At 59.0% G+C, this 13,598-nt stretch carries 10 protein-coding genes and 1 pseudogene; 5 read left to right on the forward strand and 6 right to left on the reverse strand.

What is annotated here, in order from left to right; all coding sequences use genetic code 11:
• The first annotated feature begins 2 nt into the window (after positions 1–2).
• A complete protein-coding gene (locus tag QA640_RS10000; protein WP_283040513.1) occupies positions 3–416 on the forward strand; it encodes a cupin domain-containing protein in 414 nt (137 codons plus the stop codon).
• A 403-nt stretch (positions 417–819) separates the two neighbouring features.
• On the opposite strand, the gene QA640_RS10005 is transcribed toward QA640_RS10000, so the two are convergent.
• The gene (locus QA640_RS10005) at positions 820–1,707 is read right to left on the reverse strand and encodes a LysR family transcriptional regulator (protein WP_283040514.1); all 888 of its coding nucleotides are present in this window, start codon (positions 1,705–1,707) and stop codon (positions 820–822) included.
• A gap of 440 nt (positions 1,708–2,147) precedes the next feature.
• A complete protein-coding gene (locus QA640_RS10010) occupies positions 2,148–2,966 on the reverse strand; it encodes a YiiX/YebB-like N1pC/P60 family cysteine hydrolase (RefSeq protein WP_283040515.1) in 819 nt (272 codons plus the stop codon).
• Positions 2,967–4,381: 1,415 nt separating this feature from the next.
• On the opposite strand from QA640_RS10010, the gene QA640_RS10015 reads away from it, so the two are divergent.
• Positions 4,382–5,122, forward strand: a complete 741-nt coding sequence (locus QA640_RS10015; protein WP_283040516.1) for a Crp/Fnr family transcriptional regulator — start codon at positions 4,382–4,384, stop codon at positions 5,120–5,122.
• 298 nt (positions 5,123–5,420) lie between these two features.
• Positions 5,421–5,687, forward strand: coding sequence for a hypothetical protein (locus tag QA640_RS10020; RefSeq protein WP_283040517.1), 267 nt, complete (start codon positions 5,421–5,423; stop codon positions 5,685–5,687).
• A gap of 566 nt (positions 5,688–6,253) precedes the next feature.
• On the opposite strand, the gene QA640_RS10025 is transcribed toward QA640_RS10020, so the two are convergent.
• The 4 genes from QA640_RS10025 to QA640_RS10040 all read right to left on the reverse strand — a co-directional run bounded on the left by QA640_RS10025 (position 6,254) and on the right by QA640_RS10040 (position 11,314).
• A complete protein-coding gene (locus QA640_RS10025; RefSeq protein ID WP_283040518.1) occupies positions 6,254–6,655 on the reverse strand; it encodes a hypothetical protein in 402 nt (133 codons plus the stop codon).
• Positions 6,656–7,212: 557 nt separating this feature from the next.
• Positions 7,213–8,625 carry a glutathione-disulfide reductase gene (gene gorA / locus QA640_RS10030; protein WP_283042759.1) on the reverse strand — a complete coding sequence of 471 codons (1,413 nt, stop codon included), beginning with the start codon at positions 8,623–8,625 and terminating at the stop codon, positions 7,213–7,215.
• A 406-nt stretch (positions 8,626–9,031) separates the two neighbouring features.
• Positions 9,032–9,547, reverse strand: coding sequence for a DNA starvation/stationary phase protection protein (locus QA640_RS10035; protein ID WP_283040519.1), 516 nt, complete (start codon positions 9,545–9,547; stop codon positions 9,032–9,034).
• Positions 9,548–9,724: 177 nt separating this feature from the next.
• Positions 9,725–11,314, reverse strand: a complete 1,590-nt coding sequence (locus QA640_RS10040; RefSeq protein ID WP_283040520.1) for a GMC oxidoreductase — start codon at positions 11,312–11,314, stop codon at positions 9,725–9,727.
• Positions 11,315–12,813: 1,499 nt separating this feature from the next.
• Between QA640_RS10040 and QA640_RS10045 the strand changes: the two genes are divergently transcribed.
• Together QA640_RS10045 and QA640_RS10050 are read left to right on the forward strand one after the other, a co-directional pair.
• Entirely contained in the window at positions 12,814–13,431 is a 618-nt protein-coding gene (locus QA640_RS10045) for a nitroreductase family protein (protein ID WP_208758068.1), read from the forward strand.
• 18 nt (positions 13,432–13,449) lie between these two features.
• Positions 13,450–13,571 (forward strand): annotated as a pseudogene (locus QA640_RS10050) (carboxymuconolactone decarboxylase family protein); the annotation flags it as partial.
• Positions 13,572–13,598 lie beyond the last annotated feature (27 nt).

Below are 13,598 nucleotides of genomic sequence, written 5' to 3' on the forward strand. Positions count from 1 at the left end.
AAATGCCAGTAAAGCAGCCGGTTCTCACGCCGCCCGGGGGCGGCAAGACGGTGAAGTTAAGTGCGGGTTCGAGCATCGAGCTGAAAGTGGAGAGCAGCCAGTCCGGAGGCGAATATGGCACTGTCCTGTGGACGCTGCGGGCCGGTGAGGAGCCGCCGCTGCACACCCACACGCGCGAGGACGAGCTGCTCTACGTGGTGCAGGGGAAGCTAATCGCGCGGGTCGGCGATGCCCGCGTCGAGGTGGGGCCGGGGGCCTACGCGGCTCTTCCCCGCGATGTGCCGCATACGGTCGAGGTGATCGGCGATCAGGCGATCCTGCTGGTCAGCTTCGTGCCGGGTGGGCTGGAGCGCTTCTTGGTCCCCCGCGACGGCGAGAAGCCGGATCCGGCCGCTTTCGGCCTGGCGTTCCCCTAGGGGCGTGGACCGGGACGCGCGGCGTTCGTGATCGAGCGTCTGCGCGGGCCCGGACGCCGGCCGCTCGCGACGGCGCCAGATGATTGATTGCACGCGCTCGCCGATCGGCGGCATCGCACCGCCGTACAGCGGCGGGTCGCGTGATCTGCGGCTAATTTCACGTGGCAGCACCGGCATGAACTGGAGGTGGAGGTCCAGACGATGCTGTCATGGGAGCCCGAGCGCATTATCTTCGCGCACGCCCGTTGGCACGACGCAAACGGCGCCGCTGAGCTGCGTAACGCACTTAGGTGGCTTTTGAGGAGTCACAGTGAACGTATGCGCCAGGTTCTCTCGTCGGATGCTGGACGCATTCCACGATTTCAAGCTATGCGAACGACGACAGGCCGACGCACGGCGGGACTCACGGATTGGTCTTGAGGCTCTTCGCAAAATGTTCAACGAACGCGCGCGCCGCGAGTTTCGCTCCGCGTCCGGCCGGGAATATGGCGTTTACGTCGGCGGCGCCCATGTTCCAATCCTTGAGGATCTGCACTAACGCACCCGACTTGAGTTCGGCGCGACAGCCCCAGAGACTGCAGGCCACGATCCCGATTCCGGCGACGCCGCCAGCCACTGCCGCTTCGTTGATGTTCCCCGACAGAGGAGCTTCCACCTTTATGGAAACGGTTCTCCCGTTCTTCTCGAAGCAACAGACGCCATTCGAGCCCGGGACACCAATCAACACGGGATGTCCTGACAGATCGTTCGGCGTTTTCGGGTAGCCAGCCCGTTTCAGGTAGGCCGGCGAGGCGGCGATGAGCAGAGGATTTGATCCTACCCGTCTTAGAGTCGCGGAGGAATCCTCCAACTTTCCGGACCTGATCGCGACGTCGATCGCGCTCCTGATAAGGTCTTGGCGACCGTCGTCCATCGCCAAATCGATCCGCAGCGCAGGGTGCTTCGAAATGAAGGCGGGAAGTCGCGGTATGACCTCCCGGATCGCCATGCTAGGCGACAACCCTATCCGGAGCACGCCGCGAAGTACGCCCTTGCCGTGAATGGCTTGTGTCGCTTCTTCCAGAATGGCAAGCGCGGGCTCGACCTTCGCGAGGTAGTCCGCCCCGGCTTCGGTGAGCACGACGGCCCTTGTCGATCTCGCGAAGAGGGCCGCGCCTACCTCGCGTTCGAGCGACGCGATGTGTCGGGACGCCGAAGGTTGCGAAAGTCCGAGATCCTTGCCGGCACGCGAGAAGCTACCGGTATGTGCGACACGGACGAAGAGTGTTAGAGCAAGGAGGCGATCAGTCATCTCGTATTTGCGCAGAGATTGGTCATGTTCGAGCTTGGTCCCGGATCCAACTTATGCGAAAACCGAATGAGTGGCGAGCCTCACAAGCCGGTGAGCTTCACGCCTCCCGGTGTTTAGCCCGACGAGGCGATCAGGGCTAGGGCGGCCGAAACGTACGGCGTGCGGCCTACGCACGGTGGCGAAACGGCTGAAGCCGCCCCAATCCTTGGAGCGGAAAAGACCCCAGTTCTCTCCGGGCGCGGGGTTAAGAGCTGCCGACGCGTCAGTAGCCACTGGTCATGGCGCGCTATTCCGAACCGGTCGTGCTTGCTTTGAACCTTTGAGAGCAGCGAAGAATTTGCCGATGAGTGGTAGTCGGAGTCCAAGCCTATTGAAAGAGCACGATGGCGACTAATGACAACAGAACAACCGATTCCGAAGTCAATAGTCTGGCCCTCACCTTACGTAATGTCGGGCTGAATCATTGCCGCGATCCCGCGTTTTATGTCTGGCGCAAGTGTAGCCTGTGCGGCGTCAACTTGGAGATCTGCCCAGCGCATGTTTTTGTAGTTGAAGCCGGCGGGTAGTGTGGGCTTCACCACCATGAAGTAGGGCGATAGATCGAAGTCGCGCGGCGCATATAGAGACGAATGACGGATCTCGGCGATCTCGCACCGCCCGGACTTGTTCTCCATGTGCGTGATGTTGGGCAGGATCGGGTAACGCACGGAGTCGAATGCCTGCGCAATCAGAGACGAACAGATGATCCGACGCGAATCGCCGGAGCCGAGCGCGATGGTTCGTTGACGCCAACGTTGCGTGAATGGACAAGGGAATAGATAGCGCATGAGGTCGATGACGTTTTTGAAATCGTAGCCGAGACCTATCCGTTCGAATGCGTAACGGCAGACCTGTTCGCGGTCCGCATCGCTTAGGCCGACTGGCCGGCATATGCGGGTTTGGCAATGCAAATACTTCGACAGAGGGGCCGACACGACCCCTTCGTCGATATTGGCTTCAATCAGGACGTGCGGCTCGCCGCCATTTGTGGCGCCCGATATCGGTCCGACGTACAACGCCGAATGCGACCATGTCGACTGAGTGATATATTTGATGCTGCTGGAAAGACGACCTTTGCCCTCGACCAGCAGGACGTCACCGGGTTGAAGAGTGTGGCGTAGGGCAGTCGTTGCAGCGTCCGAGGTGAGGGGCTCACATCGATTGGCCGGCTTCTGCAGCCGGGCGATCAAACGTTCGACGTTGTCGAACATCCAGCCCATCACTCTTTCCTTTCCTTTCGGCCCTTCCTGTACGGGAGTTCCAGACGACTGTTCCCTCTTATCCAAGCCTATTCAGGAAAGATGGACCGGACCATTACACTGAGGTCGATCTGCGCACTGCATTTGTCTGAAACGACCATACCAAAGGATACGATTGACCACCCGGGCCGTTCCCAGTGATGGGAAAGCCGCATTGGTCCGGCGGCTGCTATCGACGGTGCTCTTCATCGAGAGCACGTGCGAGATCGCGGGGTGGAGCGAGGTGACCAATGAGGGCACTCAACGCCTCCATCGACTTTGCACTGGGGCTAATTTCGAGTTTTGACCTTCGCGTCGTTTCACCTACGTGCAAGGGTCATGTCGCTTCAGTGGACAGCAATTGGCAGGCCGGACCGCCTGGCTCCGTCGAGAACGACCCAAGAACCAGTGCGCATGACCGCGGAAGGCTGAAACTGTTCAAACAGGCGTTCGCCTTCCTCAAACCGGAAGCATGTTGATCACTGTACCAAGAACAAAGCACAGCGACCCGATAAGATAAAGCCAGTTCGCTAAATTGCCCATGCGACATCCCGTCGATTGGCCGGCTGGGGTTCTGCAGCCTTGTTCATTTCAGCATCTCTCCTCAGGAGAACGCAGGGAAGTTTATCCATATGGCGGACACGTCGGCGTATCGGTCCAGGACGCCGTCGCAAAAGCGCCGAGGTGTGGTGCGGGAAGCTTGAAGTGTAATACCGGTAGCGGTCTGCTCCATGATATGAATCATAGAATGGATTGGCCCAACTCGAACTATCGGCGAGATAGCCTCAGCAGGAAGCATCGGGATGACCCCGATGCGTCCAATAGCGCACGTCCGTTGTCACGGCCGGTGCCGCCACCTTGATCGAACCGGTGTTAATCGGTGCAGCAGACGATTTAGCGGAGGTCTGCGGCAGTGCGAGAGGAATAGCAATTGCCACGCTTCCCACTTAAATCTTCATGGCGGCCCCTATTCGTGTTGATACTGACTGTCCACCACCGACGAGAATGACCGTTTAGCGCTGCCGAGGGAAATCACGTCCCGCTATAGAGTCGATAAACGATCGTTATTGCCGCCGCGATCCGCAGGTGCCATAGCCGAGAACTCAACTGACGCCAACTGCAGAGACTCCGTTGCCGCCGTGGACCACTCGATGTTGCGCGTGCCGATGCATCGACCTTGACCATCTTGATCATGACGCCGCTGCTACGGTCGACTTGTCGTGCACCATCCTCGCACACTCAGGTCTGGTAGCGGCACAATCCACGTCCCCCGTCCGTCACCAAGTCCGAGCAGCTGATCCGCGAGCGTTACGTCGCCTTCCGTCTCATTTTTTTTGGTACGAAAACGTACAGTCGGATAGCTCCGTTTCTCAGAAAGTATTAGGACGTTGAATCTGATGTATGAAGTGCGCAACAGATTACTACGTCTGCTCCCACCTGATGAACTCGAGCACGTTCTGTTGCTCTCTGAAGAGGTGCCGCTTACGAAGCGGCAAGTTCTTCATCGCTACGGCGTTCGCATGCAACACGTCTATTTCATTGAGAGTGGTCTTGTGTCGGTCGGTGCCAAGGTGGGGCCGCAAGAGTTCGTTGAGGTGTGGTTGATCGGTTCAGAAGGGCTAGCGGGAATACATCTCGCGTTGACGGCAAAAACGCAGCCGATGCACCGTCGAATTGTGCAGGTCGCCGGCGAGGCTAATCGACTCACGGTGGATCGATTTCAGGAGGCGATTGCTCGGCTGCCGACTTTCCGCAGCGTGGTGCATGCCTATATCGCTTCCGTGCTTATTCAGATCGCCCAATCAGGGGCATGTAATACGTCCCATCAACTACAGCAGCGCCTTGCGCGATGGCTCCTGCTCGCTCGCAATGCCTTGGGATCTGACGAGATCCCTCTCACACACCAAGTGCTTGCTCAGCTTCTCGGAGTGCGTCGTGCTGGCGTTACGGACTGCCTTCTTCAACTCAGGAGGGATGGGCTTATCGAAATGATGCGTGGCTGCCTCGTCGTCCGCGACGCTTTTCGGCTGGCGCAGATCTCCTGCCATTGCTGGAGCTTGATCGAGCGCGAGTACGAGCGGCAACTACTGAATATTGGCACTCCGAACAGCAAATCGTTGGTGCATGGGAACCGATAGTTATCTGCGATGCCACGCCAGAAATGGCTGGTTGCCAAGGTTTGTTGCAGTTGGCCCCCCCCCAACTCGCCGATCTGCTTGTTCAAGCGAATCCGTCACAATTGGCCTCGAGGACCCGTCATTAACTTCGCATGCGGAGACGAGACGAGTTAGGTATCCTTCAGTTTCTCCAACATTCGTTAGGGCTGGTAGACGAGACGCGCATTTGTGTCCCTTTTGCAGGACTACGCTGTCCGAAGTGGCAAGGCAGGCGCACGACCCGGCGGTACCTGACCGCACGGGAATTAGGAGCACGGGAATGGAAGAACAAGAAGCTTTGCGTGTGATGCGGGTTCTCATCGACCATGGGTGCGGACCGGATATCGATATCACAGACGCTATGGCACAGTCGTGGCTCACAGAGGCAGGTCTCAATGATTACGAATCCGAGCGCGGAATTGGGTTTGCCGGCGATCACAGATGGATAGTTCTGAGTGGGTGGGGGAGATTTCGGATCACCCAGGCCGGACTTAGCGCAGCTATGGGACCCAAAATCGGTGCGAAGTCAAAACAGAAGTCGATCTAATGTGTCTAATCAGGGTAGCTTGCGCGTGTCTCCCAATCCGCGTAGTGCACCCGCGAAGCAACATCTCGATGAACCGGTCGTGGAATGCTGCCAAAGTCTACAGCTGAAGGCTGCCAGCGGAGCTGCGCCTGAGAAGAAGGGTCAATAATTCGAAACGGATTAACCGACATCTGTCGGCCAGCGCATAGTAGCTGCCCAATCTCGCAGACCTGTGCAGCATGTCGCGCGCCTCAGTCGCGCGGCAACTCAAGTGAAATCATGGAGGCTCGTTGGACGCTTTATTGACCGAGATCCGGGCACCCGCCGCAAACGGATGAGCGGAGGGATAGCGTTGCGTGCTGCTCCATCTAGGAACCCCACGAGAGTCGTTGGTCTTCAGAAGTGCACCATCGCTCGTCAGCAACTCCAGATGCGCTACGACAAGCTCCTGCCGCGTCATTGACCTCCGGTGAGGTAGCTCCTCTTAAACGTTGCCACAAAACGAGCTGGGGCGGATCCTGTATTTTCGAGGTGCTGCCCCATTGCGACGGAGATGCCGCGATCCCCCCTCGACTTTGATGGGGAGTTCAACTGCTGTGCCGCCGATACAATCCCGAAGGCGTCACAACTGACTCCTCAGGCGCGTTAAAAACTGAAGTCGTGAGCAGGATAGCGGCGGCGAGGAGCCAGTAGTACTGGGCATCTAGCTGAGCGAATTTAAAGGCAAACGGCACGATAGCAAATACAACGCCGACTGCACGATCGACCCAAAGGTGCAGCCAATAAGGAATGATGCGGACCAACCCGGTGGGATGGTCGGTCATGGCGGCCAAGAGCAGCGCGGCGACACCGACAACAACCGAAAGCCACATTGCGAACGGTCCACTCTGGCCCAGCTTCAGCACGAACGGCGCCGCGACTAGGACGAACGCGACGGGATAGTCTATCAGATATGCGTGGAAAGACTTGGTGATGAAGCGAAATGACATCGGTGACTCCTGCGCGATTGCTGGGGCCGGCCCTTGCGACGAGGAGATTGCCCCCATCCAAGAGGACGATGGGACCTCCCCATGGCGGCGGGCACTGTGCACAACGGTCGCGAGTCCGGTTAGACGCACCGAAAGGTATGCCGGAACGCCAAACATTAGAAATGACGGATCGTTATCGTTTCCATTCCACTCGCGCCTCGCCATGGGCCAGCGAAATGGCGATTGGTCTTGCTCGCCTTTGCTCGTGTCAAAAGTACCAGCTGATGCGCTTATCCGTTCCTTCAGGAGCGGACTACCTTGGCAGGATCGAGTGTCGGGTCGAACAAAAGGGAATTATGGACCTGGATCGGAGATTTCAGATGTTCGGACGTAAGCAAGCGAGCCGGCTCGACGAGTGGCTGGTTTGGGCAAGCGGCACAAGCCCGCAGCGCTCTCGACGCTATGGAGGCGGCCCGACCTTATCGATTGTTTCGCGGTCGCTCTAAGCTTTTAGCATTTAGGAAGCGCAACGTCCCGCGGCGCTCCGAGCGGGTCCTTCCGAGCCAGCTGCGGCTGAATCAAACAGCGGCGCTTGAGACGAGTGATGCGGCGTCGCGCCGATCGTAACGCACGGTCGGCGTACGCATTCCGACGATCTCCTCGCCAACTGTTGGATGCACCGCCATGACCGACATGAAGTCTTTCATGGTTGCTCCGCTGCCTATGGCGATCGCGAGCACCTGGATCAACTCGCTGGCCTCGTGAGCGAAGATATGGATCCCGAGGATCCGGTCAGACTCGCTATCCACGACGACCTTCAGAAGAGAGGCCTCGCAATCCCCCGTTACGGCCGCCTTCAGCGGGCGGAAGCGGACCTTGTAGACGTCGACTGCGAGGTACTGAGCTCTGGCTTCCAGCTCCGTCAGACCAACAGTGCCGATCTCCGGGCTGGAGAAGACCGCGGTTGGTATATTGGAGTAGTCGACCTGCCAAGCCTTTTTGCCGAACACCGTGTCGGCGAACGCTTGGCCTTCGCGGATAGCGACGGGCGTTAAGTTGAATTGGTTCGACACATCGCCCACAGCGTAGATATTATCGATGTTCGTGCGCGAGTTAGCGTCTACGATGATTCCGCCGTCTGCTGCAGTCTTGACCCCGGCGCGGTCGAGTCCGAGCGAATTCGTGTTCGGAGCGCGCCCGAAGGCGAGCAGTACCTGGTCGGCGACCAGCCTCCCGCCCCGTTCGGTCGTAACGTCTATCCTTCCTGCGTCGTCGCCACCGCCAACGTCCCCGTGACGTCTCTTGAGGCGGCAGATGCTGTCGCAAAACATCAGCTTAATGCCACGATTCGTGTAGGACCCGGCTATCGCTTGGCGCACATCCTCGTCAAAGCCGCGCAGGACATTGCTTCCGCGGCAGACGACGGTGACGTCACTTCCCAACGCGGCGAACAGACCGGCGAACTCCATTGCAATGTATCCGGCGCCCCCAACGACAAGCTTCCTGGGGAATGTCTTCATGTCGAAGACGTCATCCGAGGTGATACCGAGCTCAATGCCCTCGAAGGGAGGCAGTGCGGGGCGTGCGCCTGTTGCGATCAAAATCGTGCGCGCCCGCACGCGGCGGCCGTCCTGGAGGAGGCGCACCGTATGCGCGTCGTCGAGCACAGCGCGAGACCTCACGACCCCGACGCCTGCACGTTCTTGGCCGGCGCCATACAGCCCTTCCAGACGTGCAATCTCGCGGTCCTTCGCCGCCACGAGCGACGGCCAGTCGAAGCGAGGAACCGGTAAGTGCCAACCGAATTGTGTAGCCTCGTCGAATGTGCTGCGGAAGCGACCCGCGTAGACAAACAGCTTCTTCGGCACGCAGCCGCGGATAACGCACGTCCCTCCCAGCCGGTACTCCTCGGCGAGCATCACCTTCGCGCCATACCCGGCTGCAACGCGCGCTGCCCGTACGCCTCCTGAACCGCCGCCGATGACGAACAGGTCGACGTCGAATTCCGGGTCGCGGGGAGGCTCTGAAGCGTCGGTCGCCGGCGTCGACCCGTCTCGTGGACCCTGCAATCCATTTGTATTATTCAAGTCAGGTATCCAGTCCATTCTGTGAGGCCGGTCGAGATGCGTGCGTTGATCGCAGGCGCGTTAGCAAATGTCCTGTTAGACGGCAGCTACTCCGGAGCCGAATGGCCCTGAGTTCTACCGCACGCGCTGTTACTTCGGACTCGCGGCGTCGCATTTTGGATTAAGTATCGGCGTCGAGCAGATCTTACGCTACCCGATTGGGCAGACAGAGGCCCGGCAAGCGCGGTCCGACGGCTAACGTGTGTGGCCACAGGGCTTCTGCTTTGTCCAGCCGATCCGGTCGCCCGAATTTCGCGAGCTGACGTTGCTCTCAAGCCCTTCTAGTCAACTCGAACAGGAACCATGTACGACGTTCCGCCTCGTCGATCCAGTTCTCGATCAGGCTAGCTGAAGCTGCATCGCCATGTTCGTCGCAGATATTACGTGTCTGGCGCAGGCGCTGGCTGAGCGCGAGGTTGTCTTCTTTCAGCTCGGCTAGCATGCCATCCGGTGTGACGAAATCGGCGTCATTGTCCTTGATATGTTTCACTCTGGCGATGTGGCCGATCGAGCGAATTGTTGTGCCCCCGATCTTGCGGGCGCGTTCTGCGATGTCGTCCGTCATCGCGAAAATCTGCGCCGCCTGCTCATCAAGAAGAAGGTGGTAGTCCCTGAAGTGCGGACCTGAAATGTGCCAATGGAAGTTCTTGGACTTGACGTAAAGCGCGAACACATCTGCCAGAAGCACGGAGAGGGCGGCAGAAATATCTGTGGTGGCATTGAAGCCGAGCTTGCTCGGAGTGTGGAGTGGTGCCTCACGGCGCTTTCTCGTGTCCTCTAAACTCATTGTGGTCTCTCCTTCATGGTGCTGCTGTGTTGTTGTTCGTCGGGGATGGCTCTGAATAAAAAAGCTTCGCGAGTAGAGACTGCCCAGTTGCAGACGGCGCTTTGACGTTGGCCCGATGTGGTCGATTCCGCCCAATGACTATCTACGTCTGCCTACGTCGGCCTGCGCCGGAGCTCCTCAAGACTGTTTGAGATCCTCGACCAGCATCGCCGCGGCATGGCGCGCGAGTGCCTGGGTTGGGGCGTTGGTATTGCCGCTAGTGATGTTCGGCATGATCGAGGCGTCAATTACCCGGAGGCCGTCGACCCCTCGGACCCTGAGCCTCGCGTCAACCACTGCTCGCGCATCCTGCCCCATCCGGCACGTGCCAACCGGGTGAAACATCGTCGTCACTGCACCCTTCACCCATTCGCCGATCTCTGCATCGGATTGGATGTGCGGGCCGGGATCGATCTCCTCCTCGATCACCGGCGCCAACGACTCCTGCGCCATAACCTCGCGGATCGCGCGTACCGATTCCACTGCGGCCCTCAGGTCTTCCTCCTCGCCCATGAAGTTCGGATTGATGAGGGGCATCGACGTCGGGTGGCTGTCGGCCAACCGCACCCAGCCACGGCTCTTGGGCTGAAGCACCACGAGTTCGAAAGTGATGCCGGAACGGTCTCCCGTCGGGCTGACGCCGCCAGTTGCGACGATGGGCACGTGATAGCATTGGATCGTAGGTTCGGCAGTAAAGTCCGACGGATTCCAGTGGGAAACCGTCTCGATGCCATTGCCCGCCGCCGGGCCATCCTTGGTGACGAAATAGCGCAGGCCCGCCTTCACGCTACCTAGGCCATGTGCGGCCGCTTGGTAACCCAGATCGCCCTTTACATAGGCGCGGACCGGCACGATCGCATGGTCCTGGAGATTTTCGCCCACCTCCGGAGAATCGACGATAACGGCGACGCCGTGCTGGCGAAGCTGCTCCGGTGGCCCGATGCCCGAGTGCATGAGGATCTTCGGGCTATGGACCGAACCGGCCGACAGCACAACCTCGCCGGCCATGATCATCTCGTCATCCACGAGCTCGACGCCGACGACTCGATTGTTCTCGACGAGGACGCGAACAACGGTCTTGCCGGTCAGAAGAGTGACGCGGCCCGAAGCGAGGTGCCGACGGAGATAAGCGTCGACTGCGCTGCACCGCCGCTGGTGCCCGACCGTTGACTGCACCGGCGAGACGCCGATCTGGCTCTCGCCGTTATAGTCGGGGTTATAGGGAAGCCCATATTCCTGGAAGGCTTTGAGGCAGTATTGGTTCAGCTCGTTGATGCCCTTGGGCTGCTGGATCGACAGACCACCATTGATGCCGTGATATTCGTCGTGGAACGTGTCGTTGTGTTCCTGCGCCATGAAGACGGGAAGCAGATCTTCGTACGACCATTTGCCGGTATCGCCGACCGTGGCCTGCCACGCGGCGAAGTCGCGCTTCTGGCCTCGGACATAGGCCATCGCGTTGATCGAGGAACCACCGCCGAGCACCTTGCCTGAGCGATATGCTCGCTTGGTGCCGTGCTGGGGCACTGTCTCGTATTTCCAGACATGCCGATCTTGGGCCAATATTTTGGCAAAGCCGGCAGGAATATGGATGAACGGATCGCGGTCCGTGTCGCCTGCTTCGATCAGCGCGATCGAAACATCGGTGTGTTCGGCAAGATAACTCGCGACCACACATCCGGCCGCCCCTGCACCAACAACGACGATATCGAAGGCTTCTTGAGACATCAGCGTTTTCTCTCTCTCTCTCTCTCTCTCTCTCTCTCTCTCTCTCTCTCTCTCTCTCTCTGCGCCAATCTGTATCGTTCAACGCCCCTAGCCGGCGGCGCGCGATCGTAGTGCCTGATCCTGAGATTGATGGGACCTTGCGAGTCCGACAGTGACCTTGCATTGTGGGCGAGGGAAATGACCTCTCGCCATGAAGTCGATAGACGATCGTTATTGCCGCGCGCCGCATACATGATGCCGTAGCCAGGAAAGATGCGAGCCTTATCGGACGTAAGACCGACGCTTCTATTCTGCAGGGAGGTATAAGCCGTCTTCAGTTGGCAAACCCGCCTTGAATGTCATCGCGGCATGCTCGACTGAAGCTGCGAGTTCGTGCGGTCAGCCCGGAGAGGTGTTCACAGATGGTGCACAAGAACGGCAAGGAGCGCGTGACGCTTTGGGCATCATGATGCGCGTGAATACCTCCCCGCATTCGCACGATCTAACGAAGTCTTAGACAGATCGGTCATCTTGACGCCGACGCATTCGAAGATCTCTTGGAGACGAGCAAACTTTTGAGCGTGAAACTCCCGCTCACTGCTTTGGGACTGAACGGAGCATTCACTAACTTGAGGACCCGCGATCTCATCAAGAAGAGGTGGGTACCGAACTGCGTTCACAGATGAACGACCAACTTACAGCGCTGAAGCTGTTCGCTCGCGCAGCACGCGTGGGGAGCTTTTCGGGGGCAGGTCGTGAACTCGATTTCTCTCAGCCCTCCGCGTCACGCCTTATTGCCGCCTTGGAGGTCGAAGTCGGGGCGGCTCTCTTTAGCCGAACACCCGGGCGATCACGCTGGCCGACGCTGGAGCAATCTACTTAATGCGTGTAGAGGCGATCCTGGCCGAGCTTGAGGAGGCCGACCACGAGGCTCGCGGCACCGGAGAGCTGCGAGGAGTGTTTCGCATCGGAACCTCGTCGAGTTAGGTCACTCCTAGGTTGTCGAAGCGAAGGCCGGGCTGGGCATCGTCGCCTCAAGCCTCATCGGTGCGGAGGCCGAGTTGGAAAGTGGGGCGCTCGTTCGTATTCTCGCCGAGGGCTGTCCGCATCTGACGAATGATATTGGTCTGAGAAAATCAACACTCCTATGCACTAAGCTTCGTCTTCATCATAAGCAGTGGACATTATTGACACTGGTTGATCCTTGCGCGCCGCGTCGATGGCATCAAATCCATAACCAAAGGTCATTGGTTCATCGAGTTTCGTCGCGATAGCTTCGTTCGTATGCAAAGAATGCGGAAGATGACGGCCCACCGCACACACGAGTGGGTGGAGTATAGAGACAATCGTTCCGACATACCAGGCGGGGGAACGGCGGGCCGGCGACAACCAGATCCGCCGACCGCGTCCTATCAGACCCGCCGGGGGCAAGCTGAGAAACTCACATTGCCCCCAAATGAGATGTCGAACAGCCTCATCGCCGCAACATTGCCGGAACGACTATGACCAATGGAATCCCAATGACTAACGCCGTCATCGACTGTATCTTGAGCCGAAGCGCGGCCAAGTATTACGACCCCGCCGCCACTTTGAGCGACGAAGAAATCCGTGAGCTGGTGCGGATCGGCACCACTGCGCCGACATCTTTCCATTTGCAGAATTGGCGCTTCATCGCTGTGCGCACGCCGGAAGCCAAAGCGCGACTGAGTCCGATCGCTTGGAGTCAACCGGCGATCACCGAGGCGGCCGTTACCTTCATCGTCTGCGGCCAACTGGCCGACTCCGGCGTAATACCAGATCGTCTGGCGCCTCTGGTGAAAGCCGGCATCATGCCTGCGGAGATGGTGCCAGAATGGGAGATCCCCGCACGCGATCTGTACATGGAGTATCCGCAGCGCCAGCGCGACGAAGCAGTACGCACCGGCACCTTCGGCGCGGCCGCGATGATCTATGCGGCCCGTTCGCTTGGGCTGGGTTCGACGCCGATGATCGGTTTCGACGCTGAGGCAGTGCACCGCGAGTTCGGGCTGAGTAAGGACGAAGTACCGGTCATGCTGTTGTCCGTTGGGCCGGAGCGCCCGGGAAATTGGCCGCAGAAGCCGCGCCGCCCGGTGAGCGACGTGCTCGAACTCGTGTGATATGAATTTCGGAGACTAGTGCCAAGAACTGCAGTTCTAAAGCCGGAACAGGTACCGGCCGATTGCAAACAAAGACCCTCGACGCGTTTGCCAAGACCATCGGGTTCACCCCAAACATGATGGCGACCTTCGCGCAAAGCGTCTCTCACTTTCACACGCCGTTATTC

The organism is Bradyrhizobium sp. CB82 (assembly GCF_029714405.1).
GTDB lineage: Bacteria > Pseudomonadota > Alphaproteobacteria > Rhizobiales > Xanthobacteraceae > Bradyrhizobium.